General features: G+C 66.8%; 12 protein-coding genes. 6 read left to right on the top strand and 6 right to left on the bottom strand.

Features of this window, described 5'->3' with window-relative positions; genetic code table 11:
* Window positions 1-6: 6 nt before the first annotated feature.
* Window positions 7-2,373 carry a TonB-dependent receptor gene (locus WG212_RS03270; RefSeq protein ID WP_337185633.1) on the bottom strand — a complete coding sequence of 789 codons (2,367 nt, stop codon included), beginning with the start codon at window positions 2,371-2,373 and terminating at the stop codon, window positions 7-9.
* 264 nt (window positions 2,374-2,637) lie between these two features.
* On the opposite strand from WG212_RS03270, the gene WG212_RS03275 reads away from it, so the two are divergent.
* Both WG212_RS03275 and WG212_RS03280 read left to right on the top strand, forming a co-directional pair.
* Window positions 2,638-4,188, top strand: a complete 1,551-nt coding sequence (locus WG212_RS03275; protein ID WP_337185634.1) for an AMP-binding protein — start codon at window positions 2,638-2,640, stop codon at window positions 4,186-4,188.
* Between the two features lie 44 nt (window positions 4,189-4,232).
* On the top strand, window positions 4,233-5,234 hold the full coding sequence (locus WG212_RS03280) for an NAD(P)-dependent alcohol dehydrogenase (protein WP_337185635.1): 1,002 nt from the start codon (window positions 4,233-4,235) through the stop codon (window positions 5,232-5,234).
* Here the strand turns inward: WG212_RS03280 and WG212_RS03285 are convergent.
* A complete protein-coding gene (locus tag WG212_RS03285; protein ID WP_337185636.1) occupies window positions 5,224-6,144 on the bottom strand; it encodes a DUF2889 domain-containing protein in 921 nt (306 codons plus the stop codon). The two genes, WG212_RS03280 and WG212_RS03285, sit on opposite strands and share 11 nt — an antisense overlap.
* Window positions 6,145-6,272: 128 nt before the next feature.
* Complete coding sequence (locus tag WG212_RS03290; RefSeq protein ID WP_337185637.1) at window positions 6,273-8,627, bottom strand: TonB-dependent receptor; 2,355 nt, start codon at window positions 8,625-8,627, stop codon at window positions 6,273-6,275.
* Window positions 8,628-8,837: 210 nt separating this feature from the next.
* Between WG212_RS03290 and WG212_RS03295 the strand changes: the two genes are divergently transcribed.
* Window positions 8,838-10,073, top strand: coding sequence for an MFS transporter (locus tag WG212_RS03295; protein WP_337185638.1), 1,236 nt, complete (start codon window positions 8,838-8,840; stop codon window positions 10,071-10,073).
* Here WG212_RS03295 and WG212_RS03300 read toward each other — a convergent pair.
* The gene (locus tag WG212_RS03300; protein WP_337185639.1) at window positions 10,049-11,494 is read right to left on the bottom strand and encodes an aldehyde dehydrogenase family protein; all 1,446 of its coding nucleotides are present in this window, start codon (window positions 11,492-11,494) and stop codon (window positions 10,049-10,051) included. The genes WG212_RS03295 and WG212_RS03300 overlap by 25 nt on opposite strands.
* Window positions 11,495-11,625: 131 nt before the next feature.
* Here WG212_RS03300 and WG212_RS03305 point away from each other — a divergent pair, with 131 nt between their 5' ends.
* Window positions 11,626-12,855 (top strand): cytochrome P450, encoded by a 1,230-nt coding sequence (locus WG212_RS03305; protein ID WP_337185640.1) that lies wholly within the window; start codon window positions 11,626-11,628, stop codon window positions 12,853-12,855.
* 46 nt (window positions 12,856-12,901) lie between these two features.
* Here the strand turns inward: WG212_RS03305 and WG212_RS03310 are convergent, their stop codons facing one another.
* Window positions 12,902-14,452, bottom strand: a complete 1,551-nt coding sequence (locus tag WG212_RS03310; RefSeq protein ID WP_337185641.1) for an AMP-binding protein — start codon at window positions 14,450-14,452, stop codon at window positions 12,902-12,904.
* Window positions 14,453-14,880: 428 nt separating this feature from the next.
* Here WG212_RS03310 and WG212_RS03315 point away from each other — a divergent pair, with 428 nt between their 5' ends.
* Complete coding sequence (locus tag WG212_RS03315) at window positions 14,881-16,545, top strand: choline dehydrogenase (RefSeq protein WP_337185642.1); 1,665 nt, start codon at window positions 14,881-14,883, stop codon at window positions 16,543-16,545.
* 111 nt (window positions 16,546-16,656) lie between these two features.
* Here WG212_RS03315 and WG212_RS03320 read toward each other — a convergent pair whose 3' ends face one another.
* Window positions 16,657-17,865 (bottom strand): amidohydrolase family protein, encoded by a 1,209-nt coding sequence (locus WG212_RS03320; RefSeq protein ID WP_337185643.1) that lies wholly within the window; start codon window positions 17,863-17,865, stop codon window positions 16,657-16,659.
* 348 nt (window positions 17,866-18,213) lie between these two features.
* Here WG212_RS03320 and WG212_RS03325 point away from each other — a divergent pair, with 348 nt between their 5' ends.
* Window positions 18,214-19,047: an SDR family oxidoreductase gene (locus WG212_RS03325; protein ID WP_337185644.1), complete on the top strand. Its 834-nt coding sequence runs from the start codon at window positions 18,214-18,216 to the stop codon at window positions 19,045-19,047.

Below are 19,047 nucleotides of genomic sequence, written 5' to 3' on the forward strand. Positions count from 1 at the left end.
CTTGGATTAGGGATTGAGGAAGGCCGGCCGCAGGGTGAGCTGCATGCGCACTTCCCAGGGGCGGTTGCTTATGAAGAGCAGGTCGGCCCGGGTGCCGGTCGGAAGACCGGCCGCCGTGCCGCCACCTGTGGCCGCAAAGACCGAGACCGCGCGCATTTCGTCGGTCAGGTTCCGGCCGATCAGCGCCAGATCCCAGCGGTCGTCTTCGCTGTAGAGGCGGGCGCGGGCGTCCCAATAGTGGGCGGCCTTCTGCGCCGCGAACGGGGTGAAATCCCCGGCGGGGTTATACGAGTCCACGAACCTGAGCCCGACGCCCAGATCGAGGCGGATGTTCTTGGCGACCTCGAAGTCATAGGAGACGGCGACGTTCCCGCTCCAGTCGGGGGCGCTCGGCAGCGGCCGGCCGCTCAGGTCCTGCGATTGGAACCGCCCGTTCAGGCTGTCGAGATTACAGCCGAGCGCGATGGTCTGGCCGGTGTAGCAGGCGCCCTTGAACTCGTCGAAGCGGGCGTGATTGTAGCCGACGCCGACTTCGAAGCTCAGCCCGCGTACGGCTGCGGGCTGGTAGTTCATGTTGAAGTCGACGCCCTTGACCTTGGCCGAGGCCGCATTCTGCACGAGCGTCCGGGACAATGTGGCGTCGAAGGCGCTCACCTGCAGGTCGTCATAGGTGTAGTTGTAGATCGAGATGTCCACGCGCATCTGCCGGTCGAAGAGACGGGCCTTCACACCGCCTTCGAAGCCGCGCGCATACTCCGGCCCGTAGTCCACCCGGGCGCCCGGGGTCACCCCGACGACGGAGGGATTGAAGCCGCCGCCCTTGAAGCCTTCCTTGTAGGCGGCGAAGAGCGTGAGATCCGACGTCGGCCTGTAGGTCAGAGTCACTTCGGGCGAGACGTCCGTGGTCGTGAATTCTGTTACCGGGATCCGCGAGGTCACGTCGTTCACGACCAGGACGCGCCGCTCGATCGCCGTAATGCGTTTCTTGAGTTCGGTGTAGCGGGCGCCGCCGGCCAGCTCGAGGGTGTCGCTGACGCGAAAAGTGCCCTGAGCGAAAGCCGAATATGTGAAGCCGGGGACCTTGTAGTTCCCCACGAGGATCGGACCCGCCACGTAGCGGTCGCTGTCGGTATGGTATACGGATCGCTGGAAGAAGCCGCCGACCATGAAGTCGAAGCGCCCGCCGAAGTCTGACGTCAGTCGAAGTTCCTGCGAGGCGTCGCGTTGCTCTGAGTTCGACGCCAGCAAGACGTCACCTCGCGGGCCTACCTGTATGACCATGCCGCGCAACAGATAATTATAGTATCCGGTTACGGACGTCAGGGTGAGTTCCGGCGTAAGCTCATAGTCGATGTTCAGAGAGCTGACGAACTGCTGGTTGTGCTCTGCTGGCTTCTGCGGCAGGCGCAGGCCGGCTGCCCCGGCCGCAGAGGCGTCGCCGAGCGGCTGGGTGGTTTTGTCGAAGGTGCAATCGCCCGCATAAACGCCGTAGAGTGCGACGGACGCTTGCGACGTCCCCAGCGGACACGACCCCAACTGGGCTTCAGCATGGGCCGACGATCCGCTGGAGTGGATGAACGTGGCCTTGAAGTTTGCGGTCAGCTTGTCGGTCGGTGTCGCAAGCAGAGTCGCGCGATAGCCGAACTCGTTCCTGTAGGGCACGCGGTCGTAGCTGGTGGGCACGACGAGCGGGTCCGGAAAGTCCTTGGGCAGCGGATTCTTGAAGTAGCCCTTCGTCTGGCCGACGTAGGCCGCCACGCGGGCCTTCAGCCAATCCGTGACGGGTCCGCCCACGGCGCCTTCAAGGCGATACTCGTCCGCGTTCAGTTCATAGGATCCGCGCAAGTAGCCTGACCGTGTCGAGCCGGGGTCCTCGGAGCGGAAGGAAATGATCCCGCCTGTCGCGTTCTTCCCGAAGAAAAGGGCCTGCGGACCCTTCAGGATCTCCACCTGGCGCAGATCGAAGTAGCCGATCCGCGCTGCGGCTGCGTTCGAGACGGCGACGCCGTCGATGTTGACGGCCACGGTCTGGTCAATGCCGTTCACGGCGCTGCTTCCCACGCCGCGCAGGGAGATGCTGCCGCCGAAGGTCGCCGCATTGTTCGCGATGATGAGCTGGGGAGTCATCCGCGCCAAGGAGTACATGTCGTTGGCGCCGGCCCGGGTCAGCTTCTCGGGGCTGTAGGCGGTGATGACCGCGGGGACGGCGATGTCGCTTTCGGCGCGTTTCCGGGCCGTGACGATGACCTCTTCGACGGCTTGGCCGCCGGCGTCGGCCCCCGCTTCGGCCGCCACCGCTGGGGACCATGCTCCCATGCAGGCGAGGCTCAGGGCGCTGGCGCTCGCCAGCAGGATCCGGTGACGCGAATTCATGCTTCCCCCCTAGGGTTTATCGGTCGTGTCTCAAAGCGCATGCTTTGTGCTGACCAGTTAGTTGACATTTAGCTGAGGGAGGTATGTTGTCAATGCGTTTGCAGGAGGCCTCGCTGATTGGGTCGGCGGGGGCGGAGGTTCGATTCAAACGAAAATACAAAGGATCGAACTGAGATTCCGCGCTTCCACTGCCTTTGCGGGGGTGGGGCAAAAATACAACCGGTTGGTTAGTTGATTTGATCTGGGAGGGGCGAGTCGCGAGCCATGTCGCACGATCCGCTGCATAGTGTTGGTCCCATCGCCGGGCTCTTCGATACCGCGATCCGCCGCTACCCTGAGCGGGAATGTATGGTCGATGGCGATCGCCGCTACACCTACCGTCAGGTCGGCGAAGAGGTCAGCCGATACGTCCAGTTCTTCAAGTCTCGCGGCGTGACGCGCGGTCAGGGGTTGTCGCTTCTGTCGCAGAACCGCGTGGAGGCGATGTTCGTCACGCTGGCCTGTCAATTCATGGGCGTCCGCTACACCGCGCTGCACCCCCTGGTCGGGATCGAGGAGCATCGGTTCATCCTCGACGACGCCGAGAGCGACGTTCTGGTCGTGGACGCAGACCACTATCCGGAGCAGGCCCGGATCGTCGAACCCGGCCTGCGGATCTTCAGCCTGGACCCGCACGCCGCCTGCGAGGACATCCTGTCCGGCCTGCCCGCTTCGCCCCAGCCCCTGGCGATCGAGGCCGACGGCGGCGAACTGCCGTGGATCTACTACACCGGCGGAACGACGGGACGTCCGAAAGGCGTGCTGATGAGCCATCGGATGGCCGTCACCAACATGATGACCATCGCCGCGGTCCGCGAGTGGCCGGACCAGCCGCGGCTGCTCATGGCGTCGCCGATCTCGCACATGGGCGCGTTCAACTCGGGCCCGGTGATGATGAAGGGCGGGACGGTGGTGATCGTCCCGCGCTTCGACGTACTGGGTTTCTTCGACGTGGTCGAACGCGAGCGCATATCGGTGGCGCTCTTGGTGCCCACGATGCTGTACGCGATCCTGGACCATCCCAGGCTGGACGAGTTCGACCTCTCGTCGCTGAAGCTCATCACGATCGGCGGCTCGCCGATCTCGCCGCAGCGGCTCGAGGAGGCGATGCGGCGGTTCGGACCGATCTTCTCGCAGTTCCTCGGCCAGTCCGAGTGCGGGACCATTTCGTACCTGGCCGTGGCCGACCATGACCTTTCCAAGCCGCAGCGCCTGCAGTCGTGCGGGCTGCCGGTCGCCGGCAAGGACATCCGCGTGCTGGATGCCGACATGAACGAGGTGGGGGTCGGCGAGGTGGGCGAAATCTGCGCCCGGGGTCCTGGCGTGACCGACGGCTATTGGAAGCGGCCCGAGGAGACGGCGAAGGCCTTTGCCGGCGGCTGGCTGCACACGGGTGACCTGGCGCGGCGGGACGAGGAGGGGTTCCTCTACATCGTCGGCCGCGCCAAGGACATGATCATCACCGGCGGATTCAACGTCTATCCGAAGGAAATCGAGGATGCCCTGGACCGGCATCCGGCCGTGGCCCTGAGCGCCGTCATCGGCGTGCCGCACCCCAAGTGGGGCGAGGCCGTCACGGCGTTCGTCGTGCTCCGTCCGGGGCAGGCCGCCAGCGCCGAAGAGCTCATGGTGCGCGTGCGTAAGACCTGCGGCGCCGTGCAGACTCCGAAGGCGGTCCACTTCGTCGAGGAGCTGCCGCTCACCGGCTACAAGAAGGTCGACAAGGTCGCGCTGCGGACGCCGTTCTGGGCCGAGCAGGACCGGCAGGTGGGCTAGTCGCGGCGCCGCATCGACAATGACAATTGGCAGGGAGACTGGCCTTGAGAGGTATTGAAATCGGCGCGCCCGGGGGATTGGAGAATCTCCGTCTTGTCGACCTGCCGGAGCCGACGCCGGGACGCGGGGAGGTGCTGCTGAGGTTGCTGGCGGCGTCGCTGAACGCGCGCGACCTGGGCATGGCGCGGAGGCCCGCTGCGACGACGGTGGCGCCGTTGTCGGACGCCTGCGCGGTCGTGGAGGCGGTCGGGCCGGACGTCACGCAGGTGGCGCCGGGAGACCGGGTTTCGACCCTGTTCTTTCCGAACTGGCTGTCGGGACGGCTCACGCCGGAGAAGCGGACCTTCGCCCTTGGGGGCGCGAAGGGAGCCAACGCCGAGCGTGTGGTGCTGCCCGAGACTGCGGTGATCAAGGCGCCTGAGTATCTGTCCGATCACCAGGTGGCGACCCTGGCCTGCGCGGCGCTGACGGCGTGGCACGGGCTCATGGTGGCTGCGCGTCCGCTGCCGGGCGACACCGTCGTGCTGCAAGGCACAGGCGGCGTCTCGATCTTCGCGCTGCAGTTCGCCGCCGCTGCGGGCTTCGACACCATCATCACGTCCTCGTCCGACGAGAAGCTGACCCGCGCCCGCGCGCTCGGCGCGACGCACACGATCAACTACCGCCATCACGCCGAGTGGTCGAAGGAGGTGCGGCGGCTGACTGACGGCAGGGGCGCCCAGGCCGTGCTGGAGGTGGGCGGCGCCGGCACGCTGCAAGAGAGCCTCAAGGCCACCGCCATCGGCGGGACGGTCGCCGTGATCGGCGTGCTGACGGGTCCGCAGGAGGCCGTCCCGATCCCCACGCTGATGGGCAACCTGATCCGGATGCAGGGTGTGACAGTCGGCTCGCGTGAGATGTTCGAGGACATGTGTCGGATGCTGATCGCCAACAGGCTCGAGCCTGTCGTGGACCGGGTGTTCCCCCTGTCGGAGGTGCGCGCCGCCTACGACGCCATGACGGGCGGAGACCGGTTCGGCAAGGTGGTGATCGACTTCACGCGTTGAGGGCGGCCCGGTGTTCCAGATGGCGGCTCAGCGCAACGACATCGCGCAGGGCCGCCAGAAGGCTGTTCAGGTGAGTGCAGCCCAACGTGCCGGGCAGGGCCGCGGCCACCCCCCGCCCGAAGCCTTCGATGGAGGAGCCGACCATCCGCTGCGCGCTCAGGGCCGCCCCTATGCACTCGCCATAGGGCAGAACGGCGGGGGTCACCGCGATCGAACGCAGGATGAGGCTGTCGGGTTCGACGGTCGCCTGGACGCGGTACTCATGGAAGATGTTCCGAAGTTCGCGGACGCCGGGCAACGCCGCGCTGTCCTGGAATTCGGCGTCGAGGCGCAGAAGTCCATCCTCGGCCCACAGGTCGATCCGCCGCGAGCGCCTCTGGTTCGGCCCGTCGGCATCCTCGAAGCGATGCCAAGCGTAGGGATCGTCGGCCCGAAGCGGGAGCGGCGCGATGGCGTGGCTCTGACGCTCGACGTTCGAGCGACCGTCCGGCCGGACCGCGGCGGAACCAGGTCGGAACGCCATGCAGACACCCGTCACGTCACGGTCGATGCGGTCGGCGAGGCCGGCGGCCCGATGGCGTTCGCGCCAGTCGGACGTCCAGGCCGCCCAGCCATGCGTCGACACGAACGCGGCGCTGGCGGTGTCGTCGAGAAGGCGATGTAGCAGGGTGGCGTCGGCGACCTCATCGGGCATAGCTTGGAGAACCGCCTTGCGCATCGGCCCTGGCGGACCAGCGCCGACGAGAGTGGCGAGCTCGGCGCTCCGTCGCGCCCCCTCGATCCGTTCGATCACGCGGCGGGGCGACATCAGGACTTCGAGCCGGTCTTCCGCGATGACTTCAGGGCTGGCCGGATCGTCACCGGTATAGAGATCGCGCGCGGCGCCTCGCATCAGGGCCGAACCGGTCATGCCGTCCGGCCACGACGTCTGGACGGAAGATGTGCGCCGGACCGAGCGGCGACGCCGGTCCGGCGGCGGCCCTGCGGACCGCCTGGGGGCTTCGGGAGGTGTCGCCGCGGGCCCGTCCAACGATCCGCTCAGCGCCAGAGTTCTGGGCGGATCGTGAGCTGGAGGCGCACCTCGAGGGGCCGGTTGACGAAGCCCAGGAGGTCCGCCGGCGTTCCGGCCGCGAGGCCGGCTGTGGTGCCCGACACCGACTGGTTGGTAATGCTGTGGGCGCGCAGCTTGTCCGTGATGTTTCGGCCGATGAGAGCCAGATCCCAACTGCCGTCCTCGGCGAACACGCGCGCTCCGAGGTCGACGAAGGCGACCTCCTTCTGCCGGCCGCCCGGCGCCAGGTCGCCCGCGGGATTGTAGCTGCTCTTGTAGCGGACGCCCCCGTTCAGCTCGAAACTGAGGTCGCCGTTTATCGGGAAGACGTAGGCGGCGCCGAGGTTGGCCGACCAGATCGGAGCGTTGGGCAGTTGTTCGCCCGAATAGTCCTGGGACGTGAATCGCCCGCCTGCCGGGACGAGGTTGCAGCCCTGCGCCACGGTCTGGCCCACGTAGCAGGTGCCGATGAAGTCCTTGTAGCGCGCGCGGTTGTAGGCGACCGCGCCGTCGATCGAGAGGCCGGAGACCGCCGGCGGCTGGTAGCGGAAGTCGATCTCGGCGCCCTGGACCCGCGCCGAGGCGGCGTTGCGGACCTGGGTCGAGAGCTGTTGGCCGTCGTAGATGCTGACCTGCAGGTCTGAGTATTTGTAGTTGTAGATCGCGCCGTTCACGCGCAGTGAGCGGTCGAGGAGCAGCGCCTTCACGCCAGCTTCCATGCCTGCGACGCGCTCGGGGCCGAAGGAAGGGTCGTAGCCGACCGGGACGGTGGCGGTGACCGAGGGATTGAACCCGCCCGACTTGAAGCCTTCCTTGTAGGCCGCGAAGACGGTGAGCCGCGTGGAGGGGCGATAGGTGAGCGTGACTTCCGGAGACAAGTCGCTGGCCTTCACCTTGTCCTTGGCGAGGTTGCCGGTCACGTCGCCCTGGAGTTGCCGGGTGATGACGACGCGCTTGGTTTCCTCGGTGTACCGGCCGCCGCCGGCCAGTTCCCAGTTCTCCGCGAACCGCCACGTGAGCTGACCGAACACCGACCCTGCGCGCCCACGCTGATAGGTATTCGCCACATTGTAAGGCGCCGTGAGGAGGTAGAGCCGGGGTTCCTCGTCGAAGCCCGAGCGCTGGTAGTAGGCGCCCACCATGAAATCGAATGCGCCGCCGAAGTCGGAGGCGAGGCGCAGTTCCTGGGAGTAGTCCTCCTTGAGCTGGTCCTGCGACAGTCCGATGCCGACGCGTGGACCGACCTGGGTGGAGAAGCCGTCCAGCTTGTAGCGATGATAGCCCGTGACGGAGGTCAGGTTCAGTTCGGGTGTCAGGTCGTAGGACAGGTTCAGGCTGCTGATGAGCTGCGAATTCGACTCGCGGGGTGTGCCGTCGCCGAATTCGGGGATGAGTGCGGTGATCGAAGCCGGCGCGTCGCTGATGGCGGCGCCGTACTTGTCCAGCCGGCAGTTGTCGGCGGGCGGGCCGAAGATGGCCTGCGGCGCCTGGGGCGCGCCGGTCGGGCAATAGACCAACTGGCTCGCCAGGAAGCTGCTGGCGCCCTTGGCTTTCACGTAGGCGGTCTTGAACGTGGCCCTCAGCTTGTCGCTCGGCTCGAAGAGTACGGTTAGGCGTCCGCCGATCTCATCCTGGTGCGGCGATCTCGTCTCGCTGGGGCCAACCACGCCCGGCGCGAAGTTGGTTGGCAGCGGGTTGCGCAGATAGCCGTCGATCGAGTTCACATAGCCCGCCAGTCGCATCGACAGGGCATCGGTGAGCGGTCCGGAGATCGCGGCCTCGGCCCGCCACTCCCGGGCTTCGAATTCGTAGCTGGCGCGGCCGTAGCCGTTCCAGGTGGCGGTCGGGTCCTGGGAGAGGAACGAGATCACGCCGCCCGGGCTGTTCTTGCCGAAGAACAGGGTCTGCGGCCCTTTCAGGATCTCGACCTGGCGCAGGTCGAACTGGCCGATGCGGGTGGCTCCCGCGTTGGAGACGGCGACGCCGTCGATGTTGAGCGAAACCGTCTGGTCGACGCCCACGGTGTTGCCGCTGGCGACCCCGCGCAAAGCGATCTGGCCCCCGATCGGGCCCACGTTGTTGTTGATCGAAAGCTGGGGCGTCAGCTGGGCGATGCCGTAGACGTCGGAGACCCCCTTCGCCGCCAGCATCTCGCCGGACAGGGCGGTCACGACGGCTGGGACCGAGATATCGGTTTCGGAGCGCTTGCGGGCGGTGACGATGACCTCTTCGATCCCGACGGCCTCTGCGCTGGACGCCGCTTCAGCGGCGTGGGCGGCAGGGGTCAGTCCGACAGTGATCGCGGCGCCCGCGAAGAGCATCGTCCTGTAGTGGCTGCGCAAGTGAGTCCTCCCCCTCCAATGAGTCTGCCAGCATTTTTATGCTGACTAGTTGGTTGACTAGTGGGCGAGAATGAGGGCGTCGTCAAGCGCGGAGAAACAGGGGGAATGCCGGGCCAGGTTGACGGCGTTCTCGTCGCCCAGGCATTGTCAACCAACTGGTCAGGGCGCCGAAGGGGCGCGTTGTGCGACCTGGTTTTCAAGGAGGCGGGCATGCACGCAGGGGACAGCGTTTCCGGCGCATGGTGGAACGAGTTCCGACAGGGCTGGACCGTGCTGCTGGCCGCCACGGTGGGGGCGGCTTTGAGCGCCTCTTCGTTCGCCTCGTTCACGCTGGGCTTCTTCATGCCTCGGCTGCAGGCCGAGTATGGCTGGGATCGGAGCGCCATCGGCGCGGCCGCCAGCGCGTTCCTCATGGGGTTACTGGTGCTCATGCCCCTCGCGGGCCGGTTTGCGGATCGCTGGGGTGCGCGCCGCGTGGCGTTGGGGTCGATCGTGATCGCCGCGCTGACCCTTGCGGCGGCGTCGCAGGCCATCACCTCGCTGTGGAGCCTCTACGCCGCCTATGCCGCGCTGGCGGTCGGGGGCGCAGGAACCAGCTTCGTCGTCTACTCGCGCGCGGTGAACTCCTGGTTCGTGCGCTCCAGGGGCCTGGCGCTGGGGATCATGATCGCGGGCACGGGGATCTCGACGGCCGTGATGCCGTTCCTGCTGCCGCCGATCATCGCCGCCTACGGCTGGCGATCTGGATACCTTCTGCTGGCGCTGGCGGTCTTGGTCGCGCTCGTCGCGGTTGTGCCTCTGCTGCGTGAGCGGACCGTCGCCACCCAGGACGTACGGCCTGCCGAGGGCATGACGATGCGCGAGATCCGTCGCACGCCGGCCTTCTGGACACTGGCGTTCGCCATTCTCTGCATCTCGCCCGTGTTCGCCGGCGTCACCATCCATCTCGCGCCGGCCTATACCGACATGGGGGCGACGCCGCTTCAGATTCAGGCCGCGGTGTCGGCCTTCGGCATTTCGATGATGATCGCACGGCCGCTGATCGGCTTGGCGCTGGACCGCTTCCCCGCGCCGCTGGTCGCCGCTACGGCCCTCATGGCGCCGGCCATCACCCTGGCCCTGGCCGGCCGGTCGGGGCCCGAGTTCGCCGTGGTGGTCGGCGTGGCGTTGGGTATCGGCCTGAGCGCCGAGAGCGACATGATGGCCTACATCGTCAGCCGCTACTTCGGCCTCAAGGCCTACAGCGAGGCCTATGGCTGGCTTTATTCGTTCGCGACGTTCGGCTTCGCGCTTGGACCGATCATGGCCGGCTGGGTCTACGAGGCGTTCGGTGACTACGACGTGGGCCTGATGACCGCCGCCGGCCTGTGCGTGCTGGGCGCGCTCGCGTTCCTTTCACTCACGCTTCGCGGGCCGCGCGCTCACGCGACCGCCGTGGTGGGATAGCCCAGGTAGGACTTCATCTCGGTATAGGCCTCGAAGGCGGCGGGGCCACGCTCCCGGCCGTTGCCCGACTGCTTCACGCCGCCGAAGGGCGCCGCCGGGTCCGCGATCTGACGGCCGGCGCCGTTCAGATGCACCTGTCCGGCGAACAACTGGCTTGCGATATCGCGGAGCTCTTCAAGGTCGGCGCCGTGGAGGTAAGCCGCCAGGCCATAGGGCGTGTCGTTCGCCTTCTCGATGGCGTCTTCGACGTCGGTGAACTCCTGGATCACCAGGACCGGGCCGAAGATTTCCTCGCGCACGACGGTCATGTCGGGACGGGTATCGGTGAAGATCGTCGGCCTGGCGAAGTAACCGCGATCGAGCCCCTCGGGCAGACCGGGGCCGCCGGCCACCAGGCGCGCGCCGTCATCCAGTCCCGACTGGATCATGTCCTGAACTCGCCGCCACTGGGCTGCGTTCACCAGCGGGCCCAGCAACGCGCCGGATGCTGGTGGTCCCACTGTGATGGCGGCGGCGGCTTCCGCGGCGAGTCGCTCGGCCTCAGCGCGCCGGCTGGCCGGAACCAGCAGGCGGGTCGGTGCGACGCAGCCCTGGCCCGAGTTCATCATCGCCGACTGCACCGCATGCGGAATCGAAGTGGCGAAATCGGCGCTTTCCAGCACGATGTTGGGGCTTTTGCCGCCCAGTTCCTGGTGGACGCGCTTCACGGTCTCGGCGGCGCGGCGGCCCACGTCGACGCCGGCGCGCGTAGAGCCGGTGATCGAGACCATCGCCACGTCGGGATGCGAGCTCAGCGCCGCGCCGACGGTGGGGCCGTCGCCGAAGATCATGTTGAACACGCCGGGCGGGAAGCCGGCTTCGTCGACGGCCTCGGCGATCAGGCGCGCAGAGTAGGGCGCATACTCAGAGGGTTTGAGGACCACGGTGCAACCCGTCGCCAGGGCCGGTGCGAGCTTGGTCATGATCGTGCCGGCCGGGAAGTTCCACGGCGTCACCAGGGCGCAGACGCCGATCGGCTCCTGGCAGACGAGCGTACGCCCCACGACCTGCTCGAACGGATACGTCCGCAGCGTGTCGAGCGCGATCTGGGTATGCAGTTGGCCCGCAGGCGCCTGAACGTCGCGACTGAACCATGCGGGCGAGCCCATCTCCTCGGTCACGGCCGCGGCCATTTCATCGGTTCGGCGCGCCAGGGCGGCCACCAGCCGTTCGAGGAGAGCGATGCGGTCTTCGCGTGTGGTCCGGCGGTATGTGCGGAAGGCGCGCCTCGCGGCGTCGACGGCGGTCTCCACATCGCGCACGTCGCCCAGGACGAGGTGACCGGACGTGGCCTCCGTGGCCGGATTGACGATGTCGAAGATCGCCTGGCCGGAAGGGCTGATCCATGCGCCGTCGACGTAGAAATTCGAGAGTTCACGCATCAGGCTCAGATCCCGCGAAATTGACAACCAACTAGATAGTTGACATTAATCGTCAGGGCGTGGGATGAGCAACTACGAAAAATCGCGAGCGGCGCCCGTGCGCGGCGCCAGGCCGCCATAGGGAGCGTAAGATGTCCACGATGGTCGACCTTGTGGCGGTGGGCAAGGCGCCCCTGGAGAGCCTCGATCCCAGCGACATCCAGCTCTATGCCCAAGATACCTGGCGGCCGGTCTTCGCCCGCTTCCGCGAGGAGGCGCCGGTCCACAAGGTTACCGTCAGCCCATACTCACCCTTCTGGGCCGTGACGACCCACGATCTGTGCACGTATGTGGAGACACACCCCGAACTGTTCTCGTCGGATTCAAAGTACGGCGGCATCTCGATCGTCGACCTGCCGTTCCAGAACTTCATCGCCATGGACCGTCCGCGGCATACCGAGCACCGCAAGGTGATCCAGCCGATGTTCGCGCCCGGCGAGTTGGCGCGCATGGGTGAGGCGATCCGCCAGCGCTCGACCACGGTGATCGACAGCCTGCCGGTGGGCGAGACCTTCGACTGGGTGGATCGTGTCTCGATCGAACTGACGACCCAGATGCTGGCGATCCTGTTCGACTTCCCGTGGGAGAACCGGCGTCAGCTCACCGAATGGTCGCATTGGTCGCGTCACGTCGAAGCGGTGTCCGACCCGGAACTGGCGCCGATCCGCGACGCCAAGCTGGCCGAGATGACGGCCTATTTCAGCGGTGAATGGAGCCGCAAGCGTCAGCTCGATCCGGGCTCCGACCTGATCTCGCGCATGGCGCACTCGGACGTGATGGGCGACCTGACCTGGGACGAGAAACTGGGTACGTTGGCGCTGCTGATCGTCGGCGGGAACGACACCACGCGGAATTCGATGAGCGGCATGATCCTGGCGTTCAACGAATTCCCCGACCAGTGGGCCAAGCTGCGGGCGGATCCCGAACTGATCGACAACGCCGTGGTCGAGATCATCCGCTGGCAGACGCCGATCCTGGCCATGCGTCGGACGTGCGTGGCCGACACCGAACTCGGCGGGCAGCAGATCCGCAAGGGCGACAAGGTGGTCATGTGGTACATCTCGGCGAACCGGGACGAGACCGTCTTCCCCGAGGCCGATCGCTACATCGTGGACCGGCCGAACGCGCGGGACCATCGCTCGTTCGGCTTCGGGATCCATCGCTGCCTGGGCGCGCGGCTGGCCGAGTTGCAGGTCCGCATCCTGCTGGAGGAGATGATCAAGCGGAACATGGTGGTGGAGATCGTCGGGGACCCGGTCCGGCCGGCGACCCTGGCCGGCCACGGCTTCGAGACCATGCCGGTGCGTATCCGCTACGAGTAGAGGGAGCTGTCGCCGCGGCGCTGCCGGTGGCGCCGCGGCGAGCCCATCATCCGATCTGGCGCGCGTCCCGGTCCCAGAAGCGGTCGCGCAGCGCCTTCTTGTCGATCTTGTTGTAGGCCGTCATCGGCAGGGCGCTGACCTTATGCACGGTCTTTGGGGCGTAGACCGGTCCCTTCCTGCTCCTCACCAGCGCCTTCAGTTCGGAGACGTCCACCGCGGCGCCATCCTTGGAGACGACGAAGGCGGTCACCGCCTCGCCCCACTTCTCGTCCGGCACGCCGATCACGGCGCACATGGCGACGGCGGGATGGGCCTCGAGCACGTCCTCCACTTCGCGCGGATAGACGTTGAAGCCGCCCGATATGATCATGTCCTTGGCCCGTCCGACGAGAAAGAGATAGCCGTCGGCGTCGCGGGTCGCCAGGTCGCCGGTGTGGAGCCAGTCGCCGCGGAAGACCTCGGCCGTCTCTTCCGGCCGCTTCCAGTAGCCGTCCATCACATTGGGGCCACGCACGCAGACCTCGCCGACCTCGCCGGGGCCGACTTCCTCCAGGGCTTCGTTCAGCACCGCCACGTCAAAGCCCATGATGGGCAGGCCGCACGACTCCAGCTTGCGCGGGTCGCCCAGGTGGTCGCTCTTCGAGAGATAGGTGATGTTCTGGCACTCGGTCTGACCATAGCCCTGGCAGAAGATCGGGCCGAAATGGTCCAGGGCCTGCTGGATCCGCGTGGGTGAAATCGGCGCGCCCGTGTAGGCGATCAGCTCGAGTGAGGAGAGGTCGTAATCCCGAAGCCGGGGATGGTCGAGCAGGGCGTAGATGGCGGTGGGCACCAGGGTGACGGAATTGATCCGTTCCTTCTGGACGATCTCCATGAAGCTGACGGGCGTGAATCCGTCCTGCAGGAAGATGACGCCGCCCTTGAGCTGAACCGGCGCGATGTTGCCGCCGCTGGCGTGGGAGATCGGCGTGGCCGCCAGCACGCGGGGGTGGAGCGGATACTCCCGCTCGGCGGCGATCTGCTTCATGTTGTTGATCCACATGCGGTGCGAGACCACGACGCCCTTCGGCCGCCCTGTGGTGCCTCCGGTGTAGAGCACCTGAGAGACGTCTTCGCTGCGCGCCTCGATGATCAGCGGGGCCGGCGCGAACTTGGGCAGGAGCTCTGCGGCGCTGACCCCGAAGTCGGCGACGCCGAACGTGAGCACCAGCTGAAGCGAAGGCAGCAGTCGTTCCGTCTCGGGATAGCGGTCGGCATCGACGACCAGCGCCGCCGCCTCCGAGTCCTCCAGCACGAACCGGTGATCGTCGATCGACCCCATCGGATGCAGGGGCGTATAGCGCATGCCCAGATACTGGCAGGCGGCCATGACCGCGATCACCTCAGGCCGGTTGCCAGACAGTACGGCAAGTCCCTGGCCTCGACCCAGGCCGTAGGACTTGAAGAGCTGGATGAAGCGGCTGACCTGTTCGCCGAACTGGCGATAGGTGATGCGCACGTCGCCCTGCACGATCGCCTCGTGGTCGGCGTAGCGTCGTATGGCGCGGTCGTAGAGCGTTGCGACCGTCGCACCCTGGTAAAGCGCCGCCTCGGTCATGGTCCTCCCCTTGCCTTTTCTGCAGCCGCGCGGACGCGGCGAGCGGCGATGGTGATTATGGGGGATAGGCGTGTCAACTTGTTAGTCGAAATCGGAAGGGATCGTCCTCGATTGGCGGCGGTCGAGAGCCGGCTTTCGCGGGAACGGCATAGTCTTCTTGACGCGTCGACGGGGCTGATCATAGAGTCAACCAACTGGTAGGTTGCAGGCTGACTTCTCCCCAAGCGGCCGAGCCTCCGGCCCACAGTCTCGGCGCCGCGCGTCCTCCCTGACGCTGGTCGCGCCGAGGCTGTGAGGAGCCCGATCTCGAAGGGCTCCGACCCTAGGGCGCGCCAACTCCCCGTGGCCCAGGTTCAACTGCGCCGGAGGCCCGGCCTCCGGCGGCCCTTGTCCGGCGCGCGCCGCGCGCGTGTTCGGTAGGAGACGTCATGGATCGGTACGACATCATCATCGTCGGTGCGGGGTCGGCGGGCAGTGTGCTGGCCAACCGGTTGTCGGCCGATGGTCAGCGCCGGGTCCTGCTGCTCGAGGCCGGCGGGCGTGACGGATCGATTTTCGTGAAGATGCCGGCCGGCACGTTCAGCCTGGCGACGAAGGGCCGCTACAACTGGGGTTTCTGGAGCGAGCCCGAGCCCGAACTCGGGGGGCGGAGGATCTTTTTCCCGCGCGGCAAGGGCCTGGGCGGTTCGTCGCTGATCAACGGGATGATCTACATACGCGGCAACGCGGGCGACTACGACCAATGGCGCCAGATGGGTCTCGCGGGTTGGTCCTATGCTGACGTCCTGCCGTACTTCAAGCGCGCCGAGGGCCTGATCGGGCCAGGGGAGGACCTGTTCCACGGCCGGTCGGGCCCGCTCTCCGTCTCCCAGGCCAAGACGCGCAACACGGTCTACGAGTCGTTCGTCCAGGCAGGCGAGCAGGCTGGCCACCCCGTGAACGCCGACTTCAACGGCAGCGATCAGGAAGGCTTTGGCCGCTATCACCTGACCATCCGGGACGGCGAGCGCTGGAGCGCTTCGCGGGCCTATCTGCGGCCGATCGCCGGCGTGCGCCCGAACCTGACCATCCAGTCGCGAGCCCGAGCGACGCGCATTCTTGTCGAGGGGGGCAGGGCGGTCGGCGTCGAATACGTGGTCGGCCGGTCGACCGAGCGCCGCACCGCCTATGCGGACGCCGAGGTGGTGCTCAGCACCGGCGCAGTGCAGTCGCCGCAATTGCTGCTGCTCTCGGGCATTGGCCCGGCCGAAGAGGTGCGTGCGGCGGGCGTGCCCGTGGTCCACGACCTGCCCGGCGTGGGCAAGAACCTGCAGGACCACATCGCTGTGCGCCTCAACTGGGAGGTGCCCGGCATTCCGACCGCCTACACCTACTCCAAAGGTCTGGCGAAGCTGATGACCGGCCTGGACTATCTGCTGCGCAAGCAGGGGCCGGGGCGGCAGAACTTCCTGGAGACCGGGGCCTTCATCCGCACCCGGCCCGAACTTGATCGGCCCGACGTGCAGCTCCACAACGCGCTCGCCGTGGTGCAGACCGTGGGCGAGAGCAACGACCGCGGCGGTTTCACGATCAGCCTGTGCCCGTTGCGTCCGGAAAGCCGCGGCGAGATCACCTTGCGCTCGAACGACCCGTTCGAGGATCCGGTCATTCGCGGGAACTATCTGACCGCGCCCCGAGACCGCCAGACGATGCTGGACGCGGTGCGGATGGTCCGCGAGGTCGCCGCTCAGCCGGCGCTCAAGTCCATCTGCACGGGCGAATTGCATCCCGGGCCGGCCGTTCAGTCGGACGCCGAGATCGACGCCTGGATCCGTGCGACCTGCGGGTCGCAGTTCCACCCGGTCGGCACGTGCCGGATGGGGCCGACAGGTGATCCCTCGGCGGTGGTCGACGGGCAGTTGCGGGTCCAGGGCCTGTCAGGCCTGCGCGTGATCGATGCCTCGGTCATGCCGACCCTGGTGGGCGGCAATACCAACGCGCCGTCGATCATGATCGGAGAGAAGGGCGCGGACTTGATCCTGGGCCAGTCGCTGCCCCCCGACGAAGCGGCGGATGGCGCGCGCCGTGGCCGGAGGGAACTGCGCGCGGCCTAGGCTGGAGGCGGCGCCGCCGGTCGTCGCCCGCCGGCCGTCTCCGGGGAGCCTCAAACGGAAAGGGCCGCGGCGGCGCCCCGGCCCTCTTGCGTTTCGGTGTCGCGGGAAGCGTCAGTCGGGCAGCACCCACTTGGCGTTGTCGACGAAGAACTTCCGCATGACCTCCTCGCCGTGGCCGGCGTCGGTGAGGCTCTGGACCAGACGGTCCATCGGCTCCTTGCCGCCCTCGATGTGGGGGAAGTCGCTGGCGTAACAGAGTACGTCCTCGAGGCCGTACTGGTCGATGTATGTGCCCACGTCCTCGAAATCGAAGGCCGAGACCCGCACGTTGCGGCGGATGTAGTCCGAGGGCCGGCCATTCATCGGCCAGTTGGCGTTGCGTCGGTTGAAGGCGCCGGAGTTGTCGATCCACATGTCCATGCGGCGCATCATCGGGCCGATCCATTCCGCGCTGAGTTCGGCCATCAGGACGCGCAGCTCGGGATGCCGTTCAAAGACGCCGCCCAGGACCATGGTCGACAGGAAGCACTCGGGCGCGCGGGACATGTTCACCAGCGACCAGGGATCGAGCGAGAACTCGAGACCATTCTTGAAACCCGTGAACGCCTCGGCGTCGCGCCAGCCGGACGACGCCAGGAACGCCCAGTCGGCGCCGACGTGCATCGACAGGGTCGCCTTCTCGGCTTCCAGCAGGCTGTAGAACGGGTCGAGCGACGAGTGGGCCGGCGAAACGCCGCCGGGCAGTTGCGAGGCGCGGAGCCAAAGAACGCGGATGCCGCGATCCAGCAGCGCGCGCGTCTCGGACATGAGTTCTTCGACGGTGTCGCCGATGATGAACGCCACCGGCCGGTAGTTGTCGTTCTCGTCCAGGACGCGCACCGCCCAGTCATTGTGAGCCGCCAGGCACTGGCGGGCATAGCCGCGCCGGTTCTCGGTGATCTGCGGCATGCAGATCTGGGGTTCGTCGGCCTGCACGAGCAGGCGCGCCGCCTTGATGCCGAAGGGGCCGGGGAACAGCATCTGCTTGTGCACGCCGACGAGGTCCAGGACCTCGGCCCGCCGGCTCAGGTCGAACGAACTCGGCGCTTCGCAACGCTTCAGCTTCCAGACGTTGTCCGGCGTGATCTCGGCGTCGTCGGCGTCGGCCGCCTCGTTGGCGTCGTAGCTCGACTGCTGGATGACGTCTGTCATCAACTGGGCAACCGAGCCGAATTGTTCGACCCAGTGATTGGCGGGCGTGTGCTCGTGGGAGTCCACGTCGAGGATCTGGCCCGCGAACGGAAGCGTGACTTCCGGAATGGCATGGACGGTGGTCGGCATCAGTTTCCTATTCCTTCCCTAGCGGTGGAAATGAGCCATCGCACCGTCGCCCGGGGCGACGCTGCGCGATCCTCTCTGCCGCGTAGATATCGTGTGCGCCTTGGTCAGTTGAGTCAACCTCCTAGTTGATCAATGGGGTTGGCGTGTCGGGTCAGAAGCTATGTCGAGGTATGCCGGAGGGGCGATAAAAGTGTATAATAAACAACTAGTATGGGCTGATTTTGAACGGAGTCCCGCGCCCGTCGACAGGCGTTTGGGTTTGCATCAACTAACGGGTTGACGTTGTTCGAGGCGCGTGCGAACCATTGCGGCGCGCCTCCACAAGACGAGGCGATGGGAGGGTATCTGATGAAGGCGGCTGACATCTTCGACGTGCGCGGCCGGACGGTGATCGTAACCGGCGGCGCGCACGGGATCGGGATGGCCTATGCCGAGGCGCTGGCTGACAACGGCGCGCGAGTGACGATCATGGATCTGGACGCCGCAGGGCTGCAGGCGACGGTGGATCGCCTGAATGCCAACGGTGGCGACGTGCGGGGCGTGGTCGTGGACGTGTCGGACCGGCCAGCGGTCCACAAGGCCTTCGACGAAACCACGGCCTTCTATGGAAAGCTGGACGTCGCCTTCCTGAATGCGGGAATCAATTCCGGGGCGGGGTTCATCACCCGCGGCGGCACGGGCGCGCCCCGGGAGCGGCCGGTCGAGCGGGCGCTCGAGAACTATGACGACGCGCAGTGGGACAGGATCATGTCGATGGCGGTGACCTCGGTGTTCACCGGCCTGAAGGCGGCTGCGCGCAACATGAAGCCCCAGGGCTACGGCCGGATCATCGTGACGACGTCGGTGGCCTCCAGCCGCATCATCGCCCACTGCGGCCAAGCCTACATGGTGGCCAAGGCCGCCGCGGCCCACCTGGTGCGCACCGCGGCGCTGGAGCTGTGCGAGTACGGCATCCACGTCAACGCCATCGCGCCGGGTGGCTTCGCGACCAACAGCGGAAACGGCTACTTCCGAGATCCCAAGAACAAGGCGCTGTCGGCCAAGCTGGTGCCGTTGCATCGGATGGGCGAGATCGAAGAGATGCAAGGCGTGGCGCTGCTGCTGGCGTCAGGCGCATCGAGCTTCATGGTGGGCTCGGAGCTCCTGGTCGACGGTGGAACCGTGCTGGGCGCGCTGGACTGA

Source organism: Phenylobacterium sp. (assembly GCF_037189685.1).
GTDB lineage: Bacteria > Pseudomonadota > Alphaproteobacteria > Caulobacterales > Caulobacteraceae > Phenylobacterium.